20 protein-coding genes and 1 tRNA gene are annotated in these 20,119 nt (G+C 61.9%); 10 read left to right on the top strand and 11 right to left on the bottom strand.

All coding sequences use genetic code 11. The features are described 5' to 3' along the window. Positions 1-90: 90 nt before the first annotated feature. Positions 91-720 carry an invasion associated locus B family protein gene (locus NKJ09_RS02780; protein WP_023717607.1) on the bottom strand — a complete coding sequence of 210 codons (630 nt, stop codon included), beginning with the start codon at positions 718-720 and terminating at the stop codon, positions 91-93. Between the two features lie 230 nt (positions 721-950). Between NKJ09_RS02780 and NKJ09_RS02775 the strand changes: the two genes are divergently transcribed. Beyond that, positions 951-2,771, top strand: coding sequence for an extracellular solute-binding protein (locus NKJ09_RS02775; protein WP_352762262.1), 1,821 nt, complete (start codon positions 951-953; stop codon positions 2,769-2,771). Positions 2,772-2,794: 23 nt separating this feature from the next. Beyond that, positions 2,795-3,472, top strand: a complete 678-nt coding sequence (locus tag NKJ09_RS02770; protein WP_352494654.1) for a DsbA family oxidoreductase — start codon at positions 2,795-2,797, stop codon at positions 3,470-3,472. Positions 3,473-3,478: 6 nt separating this feature from the next. Here the strand turns inward: NKJ09_RS02770 and NKJ09_RS02765 are convergent, their stop codons facing one another. Then, the gene (locus NKJ09_RS02765; RefSeq protein WP_352494653.1) at positions 3,479-3,913 is read right to left on the bottom strand and encodes a hypothetical protein; all 435 of its coding nucleotides are present in this window, start codon (positions 3,911-3,913) and stop codon (positions 3,479-3,481) included. Between the two features lie 642 nt (positions 3,914-4,555). Here NKJ09_RS02765 and NKJ09_RS02760 point away from each other — a divergent pair. Together NKJ09_RS02760 and mgtE are read left to right on the top strand one after the other, a co-directional pair. After that, positions 4,556-6,445 carry an ABC transporter ATP-binding protein/permease gene (locus NKJ09_RS02760; RefSeq protein ID WP_023717611.1) on the top strand — a complete coding sequence of 630 codons (1,890 nt, stop codon included), beginning with the start codon at positions 4,556-4,558 and terminating at the stop codon, positions 6,443-6,445. A gap of 272 nt (positions 6,446-6,717) precedes the next feature. Further along, complete coding sequence (gene mgtE, locus NKJ09_RS02755) at positions 6,718-8,082, top strand: magnesium transporter (protein ID WP_352494652.1); 1,365 nt, start codon at positions 6,718-6,720, stop codon at positions 8,080-8,082. A gap of 57 nt (positions 8,083-8,139) precedes the next feature. Here mgtE and gor read toward each other — a convergent pair whose 3' ends face one another. The 3 genes from gor to rpiA form a co-directional block, all read right to left on the bottom strand. Beyond that, complete coding sequence (gene gor / locus NKJ09_RS02750) at positions 8,140-9,528, bottom strand: glutathione-disulfide reductase (protein ID WP_352494651.1); 1,389 nt, start codon at positions 9,526-9,528, stop codon at positions 8,140-8,142. Positions 9,529-9,646: 118 nt separating this feature from the next. Next, a complete protein-coding gene (locus tag NKJ09_RS02745) occupies positions 9,647-10,225 on the bottom strand; it encodes a DUF2059 domain-containing protein (protein ID WP_352494650.1) in 579 nt (192 codons plus the stop codon). Continuing rightward, on the bottom strand, positions 10,212-10,943 hold the full coding sequence (rpiA, locus tag NKJ09_RS02740) for a ribose-5-phosphate isomerase RpiA (protein ID WP_023717615.1): 732 nt from the start codon (positions 10,941-10,943) through the stop codon (positions 10,212-10,214). Before rpiA ends, NKJ09_RS02745 begins: the two co-directional genes overlap by 14 nt. Positions 10,944-11,087: 144 nt before the next feature. Between rpiA and NKJ09_RS02735 the strand changes: the two genes are divergently transcribed. Continuing rightward, positions 11,088-11,771 (top strand): phosphoglycolate phosphatase, encoded by a 684-nt coding sequence (locus NKJ09_RS02735; protein ID WP_352482587.1) that lies wholly within the window; start codon positions 11,088-11,090, stop codon positions 11,769-11,771. A 102-nt stretch (positions 11,772-11,873) separates the two neighbouring features. Then, a tRNA-Val gene (locus tag NKJ09_RS02730) sits at positions 11,874-11,948 on the top strand. 278 nt (positions 11,949-12,226) lie between these two features. Here the strand turns inward: NKJ09_RS02730 and NKJ09_RS02725 are convergent. Together NKJ09_RS02725 and NKJ09_RS02720 are read right to left on the bottom strand one after the other, a co-directional pair. Beyond that, positions 12,227-12,892 carry a hypothetical protein gene (locus tag NKJ09_RS02725; RefSeq protein ID WP_352494649.1) on the bottom strand — a complete coding sequence of 222 codons (666 nt, stop codon included), beginning with the start codon at positions 12,890-12,892 and terminating at the stop codon, positions 12,227-12,229. Positions 12,893-13,067: 175 nt separating this feature from the next. Continuing rightward, entirely contained in the window at positions 13,068-13,349 is a 282-nt protein-coding gene (locus NKJ09_RS02720; protein ID WP_352762259.1) for a hypothetical protein, read from the bottom strand. Positions 13,350-13,544: 195 nt separating this feature from the next. On the opposite strand from NKJ09_RS02720, the gene NKJ09_RS02715 reads away from it, so the two are divergent. Together NKJ09_RS02715 and NKJ09_RS02710 are read left to right on the top strand one after the other, a co-directional pair. Then, positions 13,545-13,796 (top strand): PepSY domain-containing protein, encoded by a 252-nt coding sequence (locus NKJ09_RS02715; RefSeq protein ID WP_352494647.1) that lies wholly within the window; start codon positions 13,545-13,547, stop codon positions 13,794-13,796. Between the two features lie 164 nt (positions 13,797-13,960). Continuing rightward, the gene (locus NKJ09_RS02710) at positions 13,961-14,401 is read left to right on the top strand and encodes a hypothetical protein (RefSeq protein ID WP_352494672.1); all 441 of its coding nucleotides are present in this window, start codon (positions 13,961-13,963) and stop codon (positions 14,399-14,401) included. An 11-nt stretch (positions 14,402-14,412) separates the two neighbouring features. Here NKJ09_RS02710 and NKJ09_RS02705 read toward each other — a convergent pair whose 3' ends face one another. Both NKJ09_RS02705 and NKJ09_RS02700 read right to left on the bottom strand, forming a co-directional pair. Then, complete coding sequence (locus tag NKJ09_RS02705; RefSeq protein WP_352494646.1) at positions 14,413-16,314, bottom strand: L,D-transpeptidase family protein; 1,902 nt, start codon at positions 16,312-16,314, stop codon at positions 14,413-14,415. Between the two features lie 221 nt (positions 16,315-16,535). Then, the gene (locus tag NKJ09_RS02700; protein WP_352494645.1) at positions 16,536-17,282 is read right to left on the bottom strand and encodes a 3-oxoacyl-ACP reductase family protein; all 747 of its coding nucleotides are present in this window, start codon (positions 17,280-17,282) and stop codon (positions 16,536-16,538) included. Between the two features lie 98 nt (positions 17,283-17,380). Here NKJ09_RS02700 and NKJ09_RS02695 point away from each other — a divergent pair, with 98 nt between their 5' ends. Beyond that, positions 17,381-17,995 carry a TetR/AcrR family transcriptional regulator gene (locus tag NKJ09_RS02695; RefSeq protein WP_352494644.1) on the top strand — a complete coding sequence of 205 codons (615 nt, stop codon included), beginning with the start codon at positions 17,381-17,383 and terminating at the stop codon, positions 17,993-17,995. 35 nt (positions 17,996-18,030) lie between these two features. Here NKJ09_RS02695 and NKJ09_RS02690 read toward each other — a convergent pair whose 3' ends face one another. Continuing rightward, positions 18,031-18,939 (bottom strand): alpha/beta hydrolase, encoded by a 909-nt coding sequence (locus NKJ09_RS02690; protein ID WP_352494643.1) that lies wholly within the window; start codon positions 18,937-18,939, stop codon positions 18,031-18,033. A gap of 47 nt (positions 18,940-18,986) precedes the next feature. Here NKJ09_RS02690 and NKJ09_RS02685 point away from each other — a divergent pair, with 47 nt between their 5' ends. Then, positions 18,987-19,439 carry a MarR family winged helix-turn-helix transcriptional regulator gene (locus NKJ09_RS02685; RefSeq protein ID WP_352494642.1) on the top strand — a complete coding sequence of 151 codons (453 nt, stop codon included), beginning with the start codon at positions 18,987-18,989 and terminating at the stop codon, positions 19,437-19,439. Positions 19,440-19,483: 44 nt separating this feature from the next. Here the strand turns inward: NKJ09_RS02685 and NKJ09_RS02680 are convergent, their stop codons facing one another. After that, the gene (locus NKJ09_RS02680; RefSeq protein ID WP_352494641.1) at positions 19,484-20,095 is read right to left on the bottom strand and encodes a pyridoxamine 5'-phosphate oxidase family protein; all 612 of its coding nucleotides are present in this window, start codon (positions 20,093-20,095) and stop codon (positions 19,484-19,486) included. Positions 20,096-20,119: the final 24 nt, after the last annotated feature.

The raw sequence follows: 20,119 nt of genomic DNA, 5'->3' as shown, positions 1-20,119 counted from the left end.
CTTGAGACATGGCTGGACCCGACAAACGGCCGGTCCAAACAAAAAAAGCGGGGCATGAACCCCGCTTTTTTTGGTTCGAAAACCCGTCGATCAGTTTGCGGCCTTCGCCTTTTCCTGCTCTTCCTTGAGCTTCTTGGCAAAATCCTGGTTGTTCTTGGCGACGAACTCCTGGAGCTTCTTCTGCCGGTCCTCGATGTCCGACTGCTGCAGCGGCGGGCCGTCGAAGGCGCCGCTGAAGCCGGTCAGCGCAATCTTGATCGGATTCGGCTGGTTCTGGAAATTGATCGAGGTCAGTGTCAGCGCCGATCCCTTCTTGAAGGATGCGACGAGCTGATCGGTCAGCGGCACTTCCGCCACGCAGCGGTCCGGGAAGCAGATCACATAGTCGAGCTTCTGCGCCTTGCCGCCGTCGATCTGGAGGCCGATGCCGGGAGGAACCAGCCGGCCGGTCGGAACCGTCACCTGGAACACCTTGCGGTTCACCTTGCCCTTCAATTCGATCAGGCTGACGCCGGTGATGAGCTGGCCGTTGCCGGCGGTGGTGATGTTCTGGACATTGCAGATGTCGACGTCTTCCTGCTTGGTGCAGGCCTTGAACCAGCCTTGCGGAATCTGCTGTTGCTGCTGCGCGGAAGCAGCGGGAATCCCGGCGCCGAGAATGCCGACCACGCCAGCGGCCATGACCGACAGGCGGTACGCGTTGCTGTTCAGGCTGGTCATGTCGTGCATTCCTCTCAAATGATCCCGGAACCGGCTTTTTCGCGCCGTGTGGTCCAGCTACCTGTTGCCGAAATGAGGCAACAGAATGACTTCGGACGGCGTGTTACACTGCAAGCGATGCCGAATCCAGCCCGAGCCTCGCGAATCTTGGCCGAAGGATTGGCTCAGGGGGTTGGCCGGTGCACGACCGGCTCATGTATGCTGCGCATCGAATCGGGAAGGAGACGGTCATGGGCCGCGTTGTCATTTGGCTGATCGCCACAATGTTGTTTGTCGGCCTTTCCCTGCAACCGACCCTGTCGGAACCGAAGCACGCGCTTGCCATGCAGGGCGAGCCGGCGCTGCCGGCCGACTACAAGCATTTCAACTACGTCAACCCCGACGCGCCGAAGGGCGGCAGCATTACCTATTGCGTCGTCGGCCGCTTCGACAATCTGAATCCATTCATCCTGAAAAGCCTGCGCACGACGGCGCGCGGCATGATGGATCAAGCCTTTGGCAATCTCGTCTTCGAGCCGTTGATGCAGCGCAACTACGACGAGGCCTTCAGTCTCTACGGCCTGCTAGCCGATACCGCCGACATGGATCCCGAGCGCAAGGGCATCGAATTCCACCTCGATCCCAGGGCCAAATGGTCGGACGGCGAACCGGTGACGCCGGAAGACGTGTTGTTCACCTATGACGTCTTCACCGAGAAGGGCCGGCCACCTTACAGCCAGCGGATGAAAGCGATTGCCAAGCTCGAAAAGACCGGCGACCGCAGCGTGCGCTTCACCTTCAACGACAAGGCCGACCGCGAATTTCCGCTGATCATTGCGCTGACGCCGATCATCCCGAAACACGCTTTCAACAAGGACACATTCGACAGGACCACGCTGAAGCCGGTGGTCGGCAGCGGCCCTTACACGGTGGCGCAAGTCGTGCCTGGCCAGCGCATCGTGTTCAAGCGCAATCCGGACTATTGGGGCAAGGACGTTTCGTCCAAGCGCGGCTTCGACAATTACGACCAGATCACCATCGAATATTTCCTCAACGCCAACGCCAAGCAGGAAGCGTTCAAGAAAGGCATCTGCGCCATCGACGACGACAGCGACCCGGTCAAACGCGAGCGCGATCTCGACTTTCCGGCCTTCCACCGGGGCGAGGTCATCGCCGAAACTTTCGACACCGGCATTCCGCCGGTGGTCAACGGTTTTCTGTTCAACACGCGGCTGCCGAAATTTTCCAATCCGGTCGTGCGGCGTGCGCTCGGCATGCTCTACGATTTCGAATGGGCCAACAAGAATCTATTCGGCGGCAAATACACGCGAACGATGAGCTTTTGGCAGAATTCCGAACTCTCCGCGCTCGGCCACCCGGCCAGCGAAAAGGAAAAGGCCCTGCTGGCCCCCTACCCCGGCCGCGTGCCTGCAGATGTCATGGACGGCACCTACAGGCCGTCTGTCACCGACGGCTCTGGCCAGGACCGCAAGGTGCTGAAGGCCGCATTCAAGCTGCTGAAGAGCGCAGGCTATACGGTGCAGGACGGCGCGATGCTCGATCCCGAGGGAAAGCCGTTCGGTTTCGAGATCCTGACCGCCTCGCAGGACGAAGAGCGACTTGCCGCTATCTATCAGCGCACGCTTGAGAAGCTCGGCATCGATGTCGGTATCCGCAGCCTCGACGGTGATCAGATCCAGTCGCGCAAGCAGCGTTTCGATTTCGAGGTGCTGGTCGGCTCGACCGGTTTCAACAACTCGCTGTCGCCCGGTATCGAGCAAACCGGGCGCTGGGGATCCGCTGCCGCCAACGCCGAAGGCTCGTTCAACCTCGCCGGCGTCGCCGATCCGGCGGTGGACGCGGCGATCGAGGCGATGTTGAGAGCTCGCTCGAAGGAGGACTATGTCGCCGCCGTCCGCGTCCTCGACCGGCTGTTGATCTCCGGTAACTACATGGTGCCGACGCAGCACAACAACCGGCAATGGCTCGCTTATTGGAACTATCTGGAACATCCGCAAAAGACGCCCATATACGGTTATCAGTTGCCGACCTGGTGGCGCAAACCGAAGTGACCTCTTCAGAACAGGAGATCAAGATGAACGACGAGAGTTCGATTACCGTCGATGTGGTCTCCGACGTCGTCTGCCCCTGGTGCTTTATCGGCCAGAAGCGGCTCGACAAGGCGATTGCCGCCGTCGATATCGACGTTCACATACGCTGGCGGCCCTTCCAGCTCGACCCGACGATTCCGCCCGAAGGCAAGAACCGCCGCGACTACATGGTGGCGAAATTCGGCAGCGAGCAACGCATCCGCGAAATCCATGCCCGGATCGAGCCGTTGGGCGAGGCTGAAGGGATTTCCTTTGCCTTCGACGCCATCAAGGTCGCGCCCAATACGCTGGATGCGCACCGGCTCATTCGCTGGGCCGGGACGGCCGGCGAGGCCGTTCAGAACCGGCTGGTGCGCCGGCTGTTCCAGCTGAATTTCGAGGAAGGCGCCAATCTCGGCGATCATGCCGTGCTGATCGAAGCCGCCCGCGAGGCCGGCATGGATGCCTCCGTGGTCGAAACGCTGCTGCCGACCGACGCTGATGTCGAGGCGGTGGGCACCGAAATCGCCACCGCTTCGCGCATGGGCATATCGGGCGTGCCGTGCTTTCTGCTTGAGGGCAAATATGCCGTAATGGGCGCCCAGGACGCCGATACGCTTGCCGATGCGATCCGCCAGGTTGCAGCGGCCAAGGCGCGCGGCGAGCTGGAAACGGCGAACTGAGCCGGACTATTTCACCGTCACCTTGGCCTTGCTGACGAAAAAGCCATGGCCATGCTTGCCGGTGCAGGTCAATCCCTTGGTGGATGACTGGCAGGAAAACGGTCCCTTGCCCCAGCTATTGCCGTAGGCCAGCTTGGTGACGTCGCCGCAGCAGCCTTGCTCGCCCGGATTCTTGATCAGCGTCGCCGGGCCTTTCGGCCCGAGGATGATGGTGTCGTAGCTGGGCTCGACACGCGAACAGCTCAGCTCCGGTCCGCCATCCTGCGGCTCGTAGGTGCTGGTGCCGCCCTTCGGCGTATAGATGCAGCCGATATTGCCGGACGGAGTGTTGAACTCGACCTGCCCCTCGGCGTGTGCAGGAACGGTCTGGCTGCCGGCATATGTTTGCGGCAGCCAGGCAAATGTTGCGAGCATCGCGGCAAAAAAAGTCCGTGCAAGCATGAAGAACTCCCCCCGGTTCAAACGTGGATGCGCCCCGGCAGGTTCGATCCGTAGCGCATCATTGTCAAACGCAGTTTTGTTCGCGCTGTAAAAAAGCATGGTCTAATGGATGTTGGTCCGCATCCTAGACTGTGCCGGAGAAGTCATTGCTTGGCTGATTACGGGTTCGTGACAAGGCGGCTTCAACCACGAATCATACGGTCACGTTCTGGCCACCGACGAGGTCGGACCTGACCGTAAAGGCGGGCTGAAGATCGGTTCAGCTTGTGAAAATCGACTGCTGGACGGCGCTTCTATGTTCACAAAGCTGTGTGAAGACCTTCCCTAGGGGAAGGTGTCTACCTGCTCTGGGGCGGGCAAGTAACTGTTTGAAATTGCGTTGATATTCCGCCCCTCGAAACGTGACAGCTTAGCGCCGTGAGCATTCATTCTGTTGCTCCACTGCAACGGCCGGCCAGCCAATCCACCTGCGGTTGGAGAAAAGCTAATGGAAAATGATCAATTGGTGTTACTGTCCGTAACAAAAGAAAAACCGTTTGGGCGGGATTAGTGATTCGGGTCGATAGACCAACGCGACATTCAATATCGGAAAAATGGCTCCGCGGTGCCGCAAGGCAGTCGCCTCTGACGCCCGTATCGTCGATGCGCAGCTTCTGGGGACTGATGCGGGCCTACTGGTTCTCAGACCGTTGGGTGGAAGCCTGGACGCTGACACTGGTGATCGCCCTGCTCACCGCGCTCTCCAGCAAGGCAGGCGTATGGTTTGCCGTAGCATCCGGAGAGCTGGTCAACTCGATCGCCTTTTTCCACGATGCCGCAAACACCACGCCGCTTCAGACATTGCTGACCAATGCCGGGATACTTGTCCTCCTGGTCGTGCTCAAAGATGCGGGTTTTACCGGTATCCGCAGCCTGGTATCCGCAACGTTGCATCGCAAATGGCGAGGCTGGCTCGACAGCCAGTTCAACGAAGCCCTGCTTGATTCCAATCACACGCATTTCCACGCTCAGCATGGTTCGTCAGGCGCCGCCGCTCCCGACAATATCGACCAGCGCATCCAGGAATCGATCAAGGATATGACGGGCGGAGCCATCGGCCTCGCCATGGGGGTCCTGGCCGTTGCTACTTCATTGTATTTCGTCGGCCAGCAACTGCTTGCACACTCGGCGGAGGTCAAAGGGTTGGAGTTCCTCGGCAGCTATGGCAGCGCCGTCCTCGCGTTTCTGGCAGTCGCCACCTACGTGCCGTTGAACACCTGGATCGCGGTCAAGCTGGGCAGGCTGCTGGAACGGCTCAATGTCAGAATGCAGCAGGCCGAAGGCAGCTATCGCGGCGAGCTGATCACGTTCCTACGCCGCAGTTTTCATGTCGCCGCATCGCAAGGCGAGAACGTGCAGAAGACGGTGCACAGCCAGCGCTATGTCGACATCGACCGCACCTGGGCGCGGCTGAACATCGTCAACACAGGCTACAATTCGTTCGAGCTGATCTACAATTTCATCGGCGCCCGCATTGTGGCCTACGGGCCTGGGCTAGTGCCGTTCATCCACAACGGGTTCGATCTCAAGGGTTACATAACTGGCTCTGAAATGGTCAATTCACTGATCAGCCAGTGTTCATGGTTCATCCACGTCATGCCTGCCATCGCCGCGGTGCGGGCCAACAGCCAGCGAGTCACCGAACTCGCAAATGCGATCGAAAACGTCCAGCACCCGCAGGAATTCTACGGGCTGACCGGCCGCTCCGATTTTCGTTATGACCGCCAGAACCCGGTGTTCGGCCTGACCATCCAGAAGCTCGAATTGGCGCATCAGGGCGAGGACGCCACCCCGTTCCTGAGCGCTGCAAACTTGCGCTTCCGGCGTGGCGAGTGGACGTTCCTGAAGGGCGAATCCGGATGCGGCAAAACCTCGCTGATCAAGGCGATCAACGGCCTGTGGCCTTATGGCCGCGGCACCATTGTCTTCCCTGAAGGGGTCAGGAGTTTCTACGCCGCCCAGGAGGTGAAGCTGCAGCAGGTCTCGCTGAAGCAGCTTGTCTGCCTGCCCGGTTCCGAGCATGATTACGCCGACCGGCAAGTCGCATCCGCCCTGCACAAGGCCGGCCTCGGCGACTTCATCGAGCATCTGGCCGATGAGAGCCGTGAAGGAAAGATCTGGGATCAGGTTCTTTCGGGTGGGCAGAAACAGAAGCTGGTCGTCGCCCGCATCGTGCTGCAGCAGCCCGGACTGCTGTTCCTCGATGAAGCCACCGGCGCGCTCGATCCTGAAGGACGAATTGCCTTCCATCAGGCGATCAAGGACAATTGCCCCGACGCAACGGTGATCTCGATCATGCATGAGGCGACGCCGCCGAGATCGGTCGCGGGAACCGAATTCTACCACAGCGTGGTTGCGATCGCCGACGGCGTCGCGACCAAGAAGCCGCTGGTTCCGAGCTTGCCGGTCGAGCTCACCACCATCCTCACGCAGCCGACGCGGCCGGCCGAGGACAAATGGCTGCGCTTTCCCCGCCGGCTGAAGCAGAGATAGCCGCGGCACCACTGCCGGCATCCAGCCAGCCTGCCACGCAGCCCGATCACAGTCTCGCGATCCAGTCGGTTTGCCGCCGTTTTGACCCGCTCTCGCGATTGACTCGGCAAGGCGCGCTCCTATGTTGCGCCGGCTCGCAGAGATCCCAACCCGAACCCGCGAGCAGAAAGGTCACCGCGCCATGCCTGGCGACAGTCACAGTCGAACGCAACCGCCGTCCGCTTGACGTGACCTGACCGGCTCACGTCCTGCCGGACGGCAAGGAGTGAGCCATGAACGAGTTTTCCCCTGTCGCGGGCGGCGATGCTATCGCCATCGCCCGCGTGCTTGCCAACGAACACATCGCCGATATCGTCGAGGCCTTGAATCAGGAGCCCCGCGAGACAGCATCGGATCTGCTCTGCGAAGTGCCGTTCGAGCGGCTGGTCGAGATCTTCGACCAGCCTGAACTCGACGGCGCGTCCGAACTGGTCGAGGCGCTGCCCCGCAGCAGGGCAGGCAGGCTGCTTGCGGCCATGTCGGTCGACCGCGCCGCCGACATACTGCGCGATCTGAACGAACCGGCTCGTTCCGAACTGCTCGGCGGCCTGGCGCCGCCGCTGCGCGCGACGCTGCTTGCCATTCTAGGCTACCCCGAGGGCAGCGCCGCCTCGCTCATGACGACCGAATATGTCAGCGTGCCGCCGGACTGGAGCGTGGCCCGCACGCTGGATTACGTCCGCAAGGTGGAGCGGACACGCGAAACCGTCTACGCGATCTACATCGTCGATCCGAAAACGCATGTCCTGTTGCGCTCGACCAGCTTGCGCCGGCTGATTGCCGGTGAGCCGGATGAGCTGATCATGGCGGTTGCGCCGGATCGCGCGCCTATTACCGTGTCGCCGCTGACCGATAGCGAGAAGGTCGCACAGCTGATCTCGAAATACGATCTGCTCGCCGTCCCGGTCGTGGACAACGGCAAACTCCTCGGCATTGTCACCATCGACGACATCATCGACACGATGATCGAGGAAACGACCGAGGACGTGCATCGCTTCGGCGGCATGGAAGCTCTGGATGAGCCCTACATGAAGATGAGCTTTCTGGCGATGATCCAGAAGCGCGCCGGTTGGCTATGCGCGCTGTTCGTCAGTGAGATGCTGACAGCCAACGCGATGCAGAGCTACGAGGGCGAGCTGGAAAAGGCGATCGTGCTGACGCTATTCATTCCATTGATCATGAGCTCCGGCGGCAATTCCGGCTCGCAGGCGACCTCGCTGGTCATCCGGGCGCTGGCGCTGCGCGAAATCGGCCTTGGCGACTGGTGGCGGGTGGCCCTGCGCGAGCTGCCGACTGGTCTGGTGCTTGGCTCGATCCTTGGCGTAGTCGGCGTTTGCCGCATCGCGCTCTGGCAGTATCTCGGCTTCTACGACTACGGCCCCCACTGGCCGCTGATCGCAATGACGATCGGCGCCACGCTGGTTGGCATCGTCACCTTCGGCTCGCTGTCTGGATCGATGCTGCCGTTCGCCCTGAAGCGCATCGGCTTCGATCCGGCCAGCGCATCGGCTCCGTTCGTCGCCACGCTGGTCGACGTCACCGGGTTGGTGATTTATTTTTCTGTGGCGCTGGTGATCCTGCGCGGAACGCTGCTGTAAAAAAACTCACGCACTTCCATCGCGGCAATCCCGTTGCCGCGATGGGTTCTTGTCGCGTCAGACGCGCTCACCATCTCTCACCCGGTAAGTCGGCTTGTACATGGTGACGAGTTCTTCCGCCGCGGTCGGATGCACCGCCATGGTACGATCGAAATCATCCTTGGTCAGCCCGGCCTTCAGCGGTATGCCGAGAAGCTGCGCCATTTCGCCGGCATCCGGCCCGAGGATGTGGGCGCCGAGGACTCTTTTCGAGGCGCCGTCGACGACCAGCTTCATCAGCATCTTTTCATCGCGGCCGGAAAGCGTGTGCCGCATTGGCCGGAAGGTGGCGCGGTAGATTTCGAGATCCGAAAAGCGTTTTGCCGCCTCATCCTCCGACAGGCCGACCGTGCCGATCTCGGGCTGGGAAAAGACCGCGGTCGCGATCGTGTCGTGGTCGGGCGCCGTCGGCTTGTCCTTGAAGGCGGTCTCGACGAAGCACATCGCCTCGTGGATTGCCACCGGCGTCAATTGCACGCGGTGGGTGACGTCGCCGATCGCCCAGATGTTGTCGATATTGGTGCGGGAGTATCCGTCGACCTGGATTGCCCCGGTCTTGGTCATCTCGATGCCGACGCCTTCCAGGCCCATGTTCTCGGTATTGGGAACGCGGCCGATGGCGAGCATGACCTGATCGACCGTCAGCACCGTGCCGCCGGTGACAAGCGCGTCGAGCCGGCCGTCAGGCCGCTTCCTGACCCACTCTGACACGGCGTGGCAGAGGATTCTTATCCCCTTCTTTTCCATCGTCTCGTGCAGCATGCGTCTGAGGTCCATGTCGAAACGGCTGAGGATTTCCTTGCCGCGGTAGACAAGCGTCGTGTCGACGCCAAGCCCGTGAAAGATGTTGGCGAATTCGACGGCGATATAGCCGCCGCCCTCGATCATGATTGCCTTCGGCAGCTCCTTGAGGTCGAAGGCCTCGTTGGAGAAGATGCAGTGCTCATGGCCGGGCAATGCCGGGTGCGGTGCCGGACGCCCGCCGGTAGCGATCAGGATCTGGTCGGCGGTAACGGTGCGATCCTCACCGAGAAGATGCACCACATGCGGATCGACCAGCACGGCGCGTGAGTGAAAGACTTCGCCGCCGGCGCCCTGCACGTTGTTCTGGTAGATGGCCTCCAGCCGGCTGATTTCGCGATCCTTGTTGGCGACCAGCGTCTGCCAGTCGAAACGCGCCTCAGGCACCGTCCAGCCATAGCCGGCGGCGTCGGCGAAATGCTCGGGGAATTGCGAGGCATAGACATAGAGCTTTTTCGGCACACAGCCGCGGATCACACAGGTGCCGCCATAGCGGTATTCCTCGGCGATGCCGACGCGCTTGCCGAGTGCTGCCGCGACGCGCGCCGCCCTCACCCCGCCGGAGCCGCCGCCGATGACGAAAAGATCGTAGTCGTAACCGGCCATGGCTGAACTCCTTGCCCCTCAAACACCGAGACAGGTAGGCTGCCGACCATCAAAAGAAAAGCCCGGACTTGCCGGGCTTTCTGGTCCAGTGGCGGTCAGGCCGCTCGGAAGTTCGCGATCAATTCGGTGTCGCGTCCGCAGGAGCAGCGCCATCGGCTGGGGCGGCACCGTCGGCAGGTGCGGCCGGCGCCTTGGCATTCGCCGCTGCACCCAGGGTCTCGCCTACCTGTTGGGCGAGATCGCGAGCCAGGCCGTTCTGCCAGATGTCGGCAGCCTTCACCAGCTCGCGCGTCACGATCGAGCCGTTGTCGAGCAGCTTCTTGCCGGTATCGGAGTTGTAGAAGGCGGCGATTTCAGTGAGCTCCTTTTCCGAGAACACTTTTGCATAGGCAAGCGCTGCTTCCTTTTCCAGGTCGGCGCGGCGCGATGCCAGGGCCATCGCCTTCTCGTTGATCGTCTTGGCGATCAGTTCCTGCATGTCCGGGTTCTTCTGGATCAGCTGCTGCTCGAGCGCCGCGGCAGCTTGCGGCAGGATGTTGTCGAACGTATCCGTCGCATGGATCGCCGCGACCGCGGCGCGCGCCGCCTTCAAATGCGCATCAGTGACATCCTGCGAAAACGCCGGCGACGAAAACGCGAAAACGGCCGAGGCCGCCAGAATGGCAAAAAAGCGGCCAACCCGGTTATGCAACATCATGATCGGTAAAACTCCCTGGTTTTCGGGCGGCATGGACGGTTTGGATGCCGTCGCCGCCGGCTATGATGGCCGTTGATGCCAGCCCGATGAAAAGACCATGCTCGACCACGCCCGGAATGGCGTGGAGAGCATTCGAAAGCGCTCTTGTATCCGGAATGCGGCCAAAAGATGCATCGAGGATAAAATGGCCGCCGTCTGTAACAAATGGCTGGCTCCCCGTCATCCTCAGTGTAACAGGGCCGGAAAGGCCAAGGTTTGCAGCCACTGCGCCAACTGCAATTTCGGTGGCGCGCAGGCCAAATCGGTTGACTTCGATGGGCAGCGGAAAACGGCCGATCATCTCGACCATCTTGGAGCTGTCGGCGATGACGATCATGCGGGCGGAGGCCGCCGCGACGATCTTTTCGCGCAGCAGCGCGCCGCCGCCGCCCTTGACCAGTGTCAGCGCCGGATCGATCTCGTCGGCGCCGTCGATGGTGAGGTCGAGCTCGGGCGTTTCCTCGAGGGTCGACAGCGGCACACCAAGCTCGGTGCAAAGGACGGCGGTGCGCTCCGAGGTCGGCACGCCGATGACAGTCAGGCCGGTGGCGACCTTGTCGGCGAGCAGCCGCACGAACTCATCCGCTGTCGTGCCGGTGCCGATGCCGAGCCGCATGCCGTCCGTGACATGGGCAAGCGCTGCCCGCGCAGCCTCAACCTTCAATTGCCTCGCATCCATGCCGGGTCCCGAGATTCGTTTCGGCGCTCGTAGCATTTTTGCCGGGCTGGTCAAAGGACCTTGCCCGCGATGCATAAGCCGGCTTGCCTGAACGGGCCGCAGCGGTTATCGCCTGCCGGCAATCAAATCGTCACAGGACAGGCCATGACCCGACCGATCATCGTGTTCGACCTCGACGGGACGCTGATCGACACGGCGCCGGATCTGCTCGACAGCCTCAACCACAGCCTTGCCGCCAGCCAGCTCACGGCCGTCGACGAAGCCGGCTTCAAGCGCTTCGTCGGCCATGGCGGCCGGGTGATGATAGAGCGCGCCCATGCAGCGCAGCACAGGTCGCTGGCAGTGGAGGAGCACGACCGCCTGCTAAAGCTGTTTCTGGACCATTACACCGTTAACATTCCCGGCAAATCGCGCCCCTACCCGGGCGTACCGGAGGCGATCGCGCGGTTCGAGGCGGCCGGGTACCTGCTGGCCATCTGCACCAACAAATACGAGGCCAATTCGGTGGCACTGATCGAGGCGCTCGGCATGACCCGGCATTTCGCGGCGATCTGCGGCCAGGACAGTTTTCCGTTCCGCAAGCCAGACCCGCGCCATCTCACGCAGACCATCGCGCGTGCCGGCGGCGACCCGCACCGTGCACTGATGGTCGGTGATTCGCAGACCGACATCGACACGGCAAAGGCGGCCGGCATTCCGGTGGTGGCAGTCGATTTCGGCTACACCGACCGTCATGTGCGGGAGTTTGAACCGTCGGCGGTGATCTCGCATTTCGATTCGCTGACGCTCGATATGGTACAAGGGCTGATGGCCGCGGCAGAGGGCTGAAGCCGGCCATAGTCCGGACCGCCAGATGCCGACCGACAAGTGGTTGACTTCGCGGGCCGGCCTCCCTTATATCGCGGCGCGCTTGGCCTTCGGGCAACGAGCGGGCGATTAGCTCAGCGGGAGAGCACACCCTTCACACGGGTGGGGTCGCAGGTTCAATCCCTGCATCGCCCACCATCTGCTTTCCTGAATCAATTCCAAGTCAGAGCGGCTAGTTGTCAAAATCTGACGCTTGGTCCCGAAGCAGTAGGCCCGCTCTGGGTAAACCTGCCTTTCGCTCCGGCTGCTGAAGCGGCTTTATCGCGCCCACTGCAAGCATATCGCCCATTCGGCAAACTCGCGCGTCGAGGCCTTTTTCAGCGGCGCGAAGCAATCCCCGCGGCCTGGGAGCGGCTGGAGCGCCCGTCGCGGTCATCAAGCGGGTCGCTCGCTACGCTCCCGCTACGGACTCGATGTCACCCATTGTGAGGCCGCAGCCCGATCACGGTCCGCGCTAAACCCAACCCGAACCAAAGTGTCCACAGGGACATCACCAGTGATGCCACGACCCAGACGAAGCTGCCCAGGGTGACTCCGAGCCACATGCCCAGGGGCCAACCGAGGAAGGCTCCAATTCCGGCCACGACTGCGATGGACGATGCCCAGACCGGCGTGGCTCGGTGAGTGGTCTGCGCCTCGTTGCCAGCGATCACGGCAACGGCCAACGCCAAAAACATGAAGCCGTTGGCCTTTCCTTCGGAAAATGCCCACCAGGCCTCGAAAGTTGCCGTGTTCCCGGCGGCAGCAGCGGCGGAGACCACGGTGGCCTCGGCCACCGCGGTCGTCATGGTCCAGAGGGCGCCGACAGTCAGCACACCCCAGGCAGACAACGTCCACCACGCCTCGGTGAGGCGCGATCTGGCCGCCAGCACGATCAGACCTGTCAGGACGAACAGTGATAGCGCTACCGCGGAAACCCAATGGATGATCGCCCATCGGACAGGGTCGTCGGTGATGACTCCCATCTGGCGACCCATATCGGGATCGATCGGCCCATGGCCGACCAGCGCGCCTGCCAGCAGGATAGAGGCGATCGCAAGCCAAACTCCTGCTACGCGCGTTCCTTCTTCTGTGTTTGCCATAGAGACCTCGCGCAGTAATGGTCCCATGTCCCATCTAGCGCCAGATTTCAAAGGGTTGCAAGATGGCCAATGAACGGAACGGGTCAACTGACGCCGTAACATTGCCACGTCTGTACGACCGGAAAGGGTCGGAACAGATAATCCGCATTGGGCACCAAGCGTCAGATTTTTACCACTAGCAGCTGCAGGTCGCCCCCTCGCCCCCAAAATTCTTTTGGGCGAAATTCAAGGCGCTGCTGTAGCTCGTATAGCTTTGGACCTGGCAAACGTTGGAGCCGGCCCGCACCTTCATCTGCTCGATATCCCAGAACGAAACCTCGATGCGGTCGTCGGCGCAATAGACCGTATAGCGTTCAGGTTCCAGCGCCTCGGCTTTCTGCACAGGCATCGAAACGGACGGGATGGAAAGTATGGAAAGTATGGAAAGTACAAATATGATGGCATGACGCATTTGCATGTAGACCCCCGAGTGGCCGTCGGCACTGTTATGGCCGCGATGTTGAGGCGACGCATCATGATTTTAAGCAGTCGCCTTTTTTCGGCGGCCATAAATCAGGTACGGACGGTGCCTCCTTGTAGCGCAACGCTCCGCGATCCCGGAACAAACCTGCATGGAAACGAGTTTCTGCTGATCGAGATGTGAGGGAAAGCCATGTCCAGACTTGTTTTGGCGGCCGCCGTGCTGCTTGTCGGCGGATCGGCCTTTGCCGCGGACGACAATCCGGTGCCGGCGCAGAATGCCAAGAAGCTGTCGGAAATCATTGCCAAAGTCGAGCAGCGCGACGACTTCCGCTACATCAAGGAAATCGATTGGGACAGCGGCGCCTACACCGTCATTTATTACACGAACGACAAGGCCAAAGTCGAAATCACCTATGATCCGGTGACAGCCGCGCCGAAATGAAGCTGTCCCGCAAACGGTCCAGATTCTAAAAAATGGCGCGCCTCGAAGGCCCCCGGCCTTCGACACACCCTTGCGCAGATATGACTTTGATGGCTGACTGAGTGCTATCATTGCGCGCGGGGGTGGGCGTGGCGACGGTAAAGCACGTATTGAAACGCTTTCTGATGATGCTCGCGGGTTATTTCATAGCGGTACTGGTTGGGCTGATCGCGGTGGCGGCGATCTATGGCGGGCTGAGCTCGCTGCCAAATGCGCCGAATTATTTCGACGTCATGGGTGTCACCCCCGTTGCGGTGCTGCTGTTGCCGCCGCTCGGCATGTTCATCTATTTTCTGACGATCGTGCTGACTGCCTTGCAGACGCTGATCTTCGCACTGATTGCCGAGTTTTTCTCGCTGCGCAGTTTTTGGCTGCATATGATCTTCGGCGCCGCGGCTGCGGTTGGCGGCTTCGCCCTGATCTGGCCCAGTGTACCAGACGACACGAACCCGGAGCGCTGGGCCGATATCGGTATCATTGCCGCAGCAGGCGTTGTCGCTGGCCTGGTGTATTGGCTGATCGCCGGGCGCGACGCCGGCTTCCGGCGTCCGCTCTTTCAGCGCTAGACCCGCATTCCTCAGCTTGCCGGCGAACGCACCGCTTCCGTGCTGTCGAGCGCCTGCTGCAGCCTTGTGTCGCGGCCGTAGACGTCGTTGAAATATTCGACATTGCCGGACAGGTCCGGCCATGCGGTGAAATAGGCGACATAGACCGGGATCTTGCGTGTCACGTCTTCGGTCGAATGTCCGAGCTTCAGTCTGTCCTCGATGTAGTCGACCGAGGTGCCGAGCACGGCAGCCGCCATACCGCGCGGATCCTGCAAGCGCACGCAGCCATGGCTGAGCGCGCGCATGTCGCGCTGGAAAAACGACTTCTGCGGCGTGTCATGCATGTAGATGGCGTGCTTGTTGGGGAACAATATCTTCAACTCGCCCAGCGCATTGGCCTCGCTCGGCAGCTGGCGCACGCCGTAGGGTATCTTCGCGCCATAGGCGCCCCAATTGACCGAGGAGGAGGGAATGCGCTTGCCGCGCGCATTGACCACCTCATAGCCGGCGCGGTCGAGATAGCCCGGATCCCGGCGCAGCCGCGGCAGCATCTCATTGACCAGGATCGACTGCGGCACGCCCCAATAGGGGTGGAAGTCGACCTGCTCGATCTGGTCATAGAAGAAAGCAGTCTGGTTGGTGGGCCTGCCGACGACTGCGCGGGTCTTCAGCTTCTCCTCGCCATCGTCGATATAACTCGCGGTGAAAGCCGGCTGGTTGATGAAGACGCGCGGGCTGCCGAGGTCGGAAGGCAGCCAGCGCAACTCTTCGAGCGCAACCCGAACCTTCTGAACCTTATCGGCCTTGGACGTTCCGGCCAACGATGCAACGGTACGTGGGCCAATGACGCCGTCGCCTTTCATGCCGGCCCGTTTCTGCACCGCCTTGATCACCGGCACCAGCTCCGGATCATAAACCTCGCTGGTGGCGAGCCTCGCCAGGACCTCGCCATAGGCGCCGCCCATCTCGTCATCGAGATTGCGCGCGATCTTTGTCAAAAGCTTCGGCAGTTCAGGGCTGGTCTGCCCCGGCTTCAACAGCAGATTGGGATCGATGGTGATTTCGTCTTCGGCGCTGGCCTGGAGCGCTTCCAGTTCGACGCGCAGCGCCTGATACTCGGCATTCTGTGGATGCCGCGATTCGAGGTAGGTGCGAGCTTGCTGGGTATGGGCCAGCGTCTTCAGCACCCCTTCCATGTCGAGCGGCTTCGGCGGAAAATCGTAGTAGCCGGTCATGCGGTTGGGATCGACGCGGCCGCTTTGTGCGTCACGGGCGTAGCGCAGGACGCGTGCCGACAGCGCCATCTCGAAGCGCACCAGCTCTTTCAGGCGTTCATCGGCATCGCCCGCCGATGTGCCTGCTGCCGGAATTTCGACGGTGTAGTCGAAGGGCGTCAGGCCGTAGCTCGCGGCTTCGCCCAGCACCCGCACCGCATCCTGCGCACGGCTGCTGGGACTGGTTCCCGTCACCCAGATGAAATCCGGATTGGCTGAGTAGTAGGCGATCAACGCCTTGGCGATGTCCTTCTCGGCATAGAGGTCATAGCCGTCGAGCCCGGCAATGGCTTCGCGGAATGCAGCCCCGGTGGCCGCCGGCTCGAACGCAGCATCCTGCGGCGTTGCCGGTTCAGGCGCTGCCGACAGTGCCGAAAAATCGACGCGCACCAGCGGATCGCTCTTGTAGGTGTAATAGGACGGGCTGCTGATTTGCGCACCACCACCGCCACCACCGGAAGCGGCCGGCGCCTTGGGCCTCGGCTTGTATTTTGACGGTGGCGGGGGAAAGTTACCTTTCGGCGGTGCGTGTTTGACGCCGCCGCCGAAAAGCATGTCGAAGAACCCTTGTGCTTCAGCCTGCGGCGCGCCGAAGGCCAGCATTGCCGCGGCCACCGCAAACGGCAGCACGGTGGCTTTGTTTTCAAGGAGTTTCATGGATCACCCGCTCCGGTTGAACCCGGATCCCGTTCCGCACCGCTTTCACGGTCTCGCCCACCGCATGGCGGATGTAAGGCGTGACTATACTGATTCATACTGATTTCGTTAAGCTTCGATAAATTTCGGAACGTCTGTTGCAGAACGGTTTCACAACATCGTGACGGGTCAAGCCAATCCGCCTTCGCCCCCGACCAATGGTAGTGCCCGCGAGCCAAGCCTCAAGCGTTGGCGCCGCCGTCGATGGTCAATGCCGCGCCTGTCACGAAGCGCCCTTCGGGGCCGGCAAGCCAGGCGACCATGCCGGCGATCTCGTCGGCCGTGCCGAAGCGAGGCGTCGCCATCTTCTGGCGCTGATGCTCGGCGTGCGGGCCGCCTGCTGGATTCATGTCGGTATCCGTCGACCCCGGATGGACGACATTGGCGGTGATGCCGCGCGGACCGAGATCGCGTGCAAAGGCCTTGGTCAGGCCAACCAAGGCAGCCTTGCTGGCCGAATAGGCGCTCAGGCCGGCATCGGTGGCACGCTCGGCCAGGTTGCTGCCGATCGAGATGATCCGGCCACCCTCGCCCATATGCGCTGCTGCCGCCTTGGCGGCGACGAACGGGGCTCTGAGGTTGACCTCCATTGTCTCATCGAAGTCGGCAAGCGACAGGGCATGGATCGGCGCAGCGCGCCAGATGCCGGCACTGTTGACGAGGATGTCGAGCCGTCCGAAGGCTTCTACCGCCTCATCGACTGCCGCCTCGATCGCGGCAGCATCGCGATTGTCGGCCTTGATGGCGAAGGCCCGACCGCCGGCCGCCTCGATTGCCCCGACCACCGAACGCGCCCGTTCCTCGCCATTCACATAGGTGATCGCCACGCCCGCGCCGTCGGCCGCGAGCCTTCGTGCGATCGCCGCACCGATGCCGCGGCTGCCGCCGGTGACGAGGGCGGCCTTGCCGTGCAAGCTCCTGGATGACATTTGCTTCTCCATTTTGTAGTGATTGATACATAAATATCTGCCAGCCTTGCTGAACCGCGTCAACTGAATTATGTATCGATCAACACAGAAAGCGCACCATGCCGGAACGAGGCCGCCCCCGCACCTTCGATCGAACCGCCGCCTTGCGGCGGGCAATGGAGGTGTTTTGGGCCAAGGGTTATGAGGGCGCGTCGATAAGCGACCTGACCGCTGCAATGGGGATCAACTCACCCAGCCTCTACGCAGCCTTTGGCAGCAAGGAAGCGCTGTTCCTCGAGGCGACCGAGCTTTACACGCAGGTGGAAGGCACCGAGATCTGGTCTGCGCTGGAAAAGGCGCCGACCGCTCGCCAGGCGGTCGAGCGGTTCCTGCGGCAGACGGCCAGGGCCTATTCGCAGACCGGCCGTCCACAAGGCTGCCTTATCGCGCTCGGCGCATTGCACCAGGACTCGAGCCGCGGCGCCATCTGCGATGATCTGCGCCGTCGCCGTGCCGAAAACCGCGAAGCCTTGCTGAGACGCCTCGAGCGTGGCGTGGCCGAGGGGGAGTTGCCGGCCGATTTCGACTGCGGTACGGCCGCGACCTTCTATGCGACCGTACAGCACGGCATGTCGATCCAGGCGCGCGACGGCGCGTCGCGCTCGGCTCTTCTGGAGACGGTGGCCGGAGCAATGGCGGCTTGGATAGCGATGGCCAGCACCGGGGCGGCGTGACGGTCGAACCCGGCAGACAAGAACAGACATTCAGGTCACTGCAGAGACGGCTCCAGCCTGCCGGCAACAAAACCAACGGCACGCTCCACCACACCCTTGTCCGCGAGAATGCGGCGGTGGCCGAGCCCGTCGGCCCAGTACAGCCGCACATGGTCGCCGGCACGCGCGTAGAGCCTTGCATGATCGGCGGACACTTCGCGGTCGTCCGGCGCGTGGATCACCAGCGTCGGCAGCGGCGTGCTTGCCAGTTGGCGGTCACCGGTGAATTCGTGCAGCGGCCGGCCGGCGATGCGCTCGACCCGGTCGGCCATGGCGACCTGCGAGCGCGAGCCGACATTCAGCATGCGGCTGAAGTCGGCAAAGATCGCAGGAAGCGAGCTCGGCGCAGCGATTAGCACCAGCCGCCCGGCCGTCAACGGCGGGATATTTCTGATTGAACCGGCGACGGCATTGGCGGCGACGGCACCACCAAAGGAATGGCCGGCGATGGCGGCAAATGGGCCGAACCATTCGCCGGCAACCCGTGCTGCATCGACCGCACTGACAAGGGTCAGCCGGCGGCCCTGCGACTGGCCGTGGCCCGGCAAATCGAGCGAGACCACCTTGTAGCCGGCATCGCGATAGGCTTCGATCAATGTGCGCATGTATTCGGTACGCGAACGCCAGCCATGGATGACGAGCACGGTGCCTGCAGCCGCCCTGCCCGGCTCGGGCCGGAATTCATGCACCATGACGCAGCCGGTTCTGGTCTTTAGCCGGTGATGGCGCGCTTCGGTCATGAAATCGGCGGCGCGATCGATTGCGCGGCGCTCACCATGGCTCAAGCTCTTTTCGTGCGGCGTGCGGCAGAACAGCTCGAATGCAGCGCGCCCGGTGAGTCGCGGCGCCACATGCTCGGCCACGCCGAACGTGCCGCGGATGACCTTCAGTCCAAATGATGCCATAGTGGCGATCCATCCATTGGTTCAAGCATGAACATAATAGTTCAAACATGAACATTAAGCAAGACCTGCCCTGGGACAACCCGCGTTTTCGCAACTGGGTTGCGGTGGCGCGCGCCTGCCACGTGGTGGAACGCACCTTGGCGGTGAAGCTGGCGCCGCTCGACCTGAAGCCGGCGCAGCTGGACGTGCTGATGAACCTCTACCGCCATCCCGGCATGTCGCAGCACGACCTCGCTCGCCGCCTGCTGGTCGGCCGCTCCAACATCACCATGCTTTTGCCGCAGTTGGAGACCCGCGGCCTACTGCGCCGCGAGAGCGACGAGAAGGACAAGCGCGTGCTGCGGCTGACGTTGACTGAGGCAGGCGAAGCACTGCTGATGCAGGCCCTGAAGGTCCACATGACGCTGATCGAAAAGGCGATGAGCCAGTCGACGCCGGAACAATGCGACATGATCGGCGAACAGATGCGCAAGATTGCCGAGGTGTTGAAGACCGCCTGACGGCCCAGTGCTTCACCACCAAATTCCCTCACCACCAAATTTCTTCACCACATCGATTTTTTCGCGCGCTCCGGCCATTCCCTGTCGTAGACCTCGCCGTCGATGTTCTTGCGGCTGGTGATTTCCAGGATTTGGCCGGCGGTCGGCAACGATCTTGGGTCGACATGCCTTGCCGGATTCCACAGTTCCGATCGGTGAATGGCGCGGGCGCACTGGAAATAGACCGCATCGACCTCGACGACCGTCACCGAGCGCGCCGGCTTGCCCTCGACTGCGAACGAGGCGCAGAGCGCGGGATCGGTGGTGATGCGGGCGCGGCCATTGACGCGCAGCGTCGTGCCGGAGCCCGGCACCAGAAACAGAAGCGCGACGCGCGGATCGCGAAGGATGTTCCTCAGCGAATCGGCACGGTTGTTGCCGCGCCGGTCCGGCATCATCAGCGTTTTCGGATCGTGGATGCGGACGAAGCCGGCGAGATCGCCGCGCGGCGAGCAGTCCAGCCCTTCAGGCCCGCAGGTTGCGAGCGCAGCAAACGGCGAAGGTTCGATGAAGGCTTCGTATTCGGGAATCAGCTGGTCGAGCTCCTTGACCACCGACGCCTCGCGAGGCAGGCCATAGAGCGCTTCGAGTTGTTCGATGCTGGTGATCACGGACATGTTTTCGTCTCCAAACCTTTGCCG

Source organism: Mesorhizobium sp. M0189 (genome assembly GCF_040322135.1).
Lineage (GTDB): Bacteria > Pseudomonadota > Alphaproteobacteria > Rhizobiales > Rhizobiaceae > Mesorhizobium.
Note: the sequence above shows the minus strand (reverse complement) of the source record. Positions and strands in the feature narration are given on the sequence as shown.

Excerpts from the sequence above, each read along its gene's own strand:
- NKJ09_RS02735 (WP_352482587.1), top strand. The coding sequence starts at position 11,088 with ATGACCCGACCGATCATCGTGTTCGACCTCGACGGGACGCTGATCGAC.
- NKJ09_RS02680 (WP_352494641.1), bottom strand. The coding sequence starts at position 20,095 with ATGTCCGTGATCACCAGCATCGAACAACTCGAAGCGCTCTATGGCCTG.
- NKJ09_RS02715 (WP_352494647.1), top strand. The coding sequence starts at position 13,545 with ATGTCCAGACTTGTTTTGGCGGCCGCCGTGCTGCTTGTCGGCGGATCG.
- NKJ09_RS02705 (WP_352494646.1), bottom strand. The coding sequence starts at position 16,314 with ATGAAACTCCTTGAAAACAAAGCCACCGTGCTGCCGTTTGCGGTGGCC.
- rpiA (WP_023717615.1), bottom strand. The coding sequence starts at position 10,943 with ATGGATGCGAGGCAATTGAAGGTTGAGGCTGCGCGGGCAGCGCTTGCC.
- NKJ09_RS02700 (WP_352494645.1), bottom strand. The coding sequence starts at position 17,282 with ATGTCATCCAGGAGCTTGCACGGCAAGGCCGCCCTCGTCACCGGCGGC.
- NKJ09_RS02725 (WP_352494649.1), bottom strand. The coding sequence starts at position 12,892 with ATGGCAAACACAGAAGAAGGAACGCGCGTAGCAGGAGTTTGGCTTGCG.
- NKJ09_RS02760 (WP_023717611.1), top strand. The coding sequence starts at position 4,556 with ATGCGCAGCTTCTGGGGACTGATGCGGGCCTACTGGTTCTCAGACCGT.
- NKJ09_RS02775 (WP_352762262.1), top strand. The coding sequence starts at position 951 with ATGGGCCGCGTTGTCATTTGGCTGATCGCCACAATGTTGTTTGTCGGC.
- NKJ09_RS02685 (WP_352494642.1), top strand. The coding sequence starts at position 18,987 with ATGAACATTAAGCAAGACCTGCCCTGGGACAACCCGCGTTTTCGCAAC.
- NKJ09_RS02695 (WP_352494644.1), top strand. The coding sequence starts at position 17,381 with ATGCCGGAACGAGGCCGCCCCCGCACCTTCGATCGAACCGCCGCCTTG.
- NKJ09_RS02765 (WP_352494653.1), bottom strand. The coding sequence starts at position 3,913 with ATGCTTGCACGGACTTTTTTTGCCGCGATGCTCGCAACATTTGCCTGG.
- NKJ09_RS02710 (WP_352494672.1), top strand. The coding sequence starts at position 13,961 with ATGATGCTCGCGGGTTATTTCATAGCGGTACTGGTTGGGCTGATCGCG.
- NKJ09_RS02720 (WP_352762259.1), bottom strand. The coding sequence starts at position 13,349 with ATGCAAATGCGTCATGCCATCATATTTGTACTTTCCATACTTTCCATA.
- NKJ09_RS02745 (WP_352494650.1), bottom strand. The coding sequence starts at position 10,225 with ATGATGTTGCATAACCGGGTTGGCCGCTTTTTTGCCATTCTGGCGGCC.
- gor (WP_352494651.1), bottom strand. The coding sequence starts at position 9,528 with ATGGCCGGTTACGACTACGATCTTTTCGTCATCGGCGGCGGCTCCGGC.
- NKJ09_RS02770 (WP_352494654.1), top strand. The coding sequence starts at position 2,795 with ATGAACGACGAGAGTTCGATTACCGTCGATGTGGTCTCCGACGTCGTC.
- NKJ09_RS02780 (WP_023717607.1), bottom strand. The coding sequence starts at position 720 with ATGACCAGCCTGAACAGCAACGCGTACCGCCTGTCGGTCATGGCCGCT.
- mgtE (WP_352494652.1), top strand. The coding sequence starts at position 6,718 with ATGAACGAGTTTTCCCCTGTCGCGGGCGGCGATGCTATCGCCATCGCC.
- NKJ09_RS02690 (WP_352494643.1), bottom strand. The coding sequence starts at position 18,939 with ATGGCATCATTTGGACTGAAGGTCATCCGCGGCACGTTCGGCGTGGCC.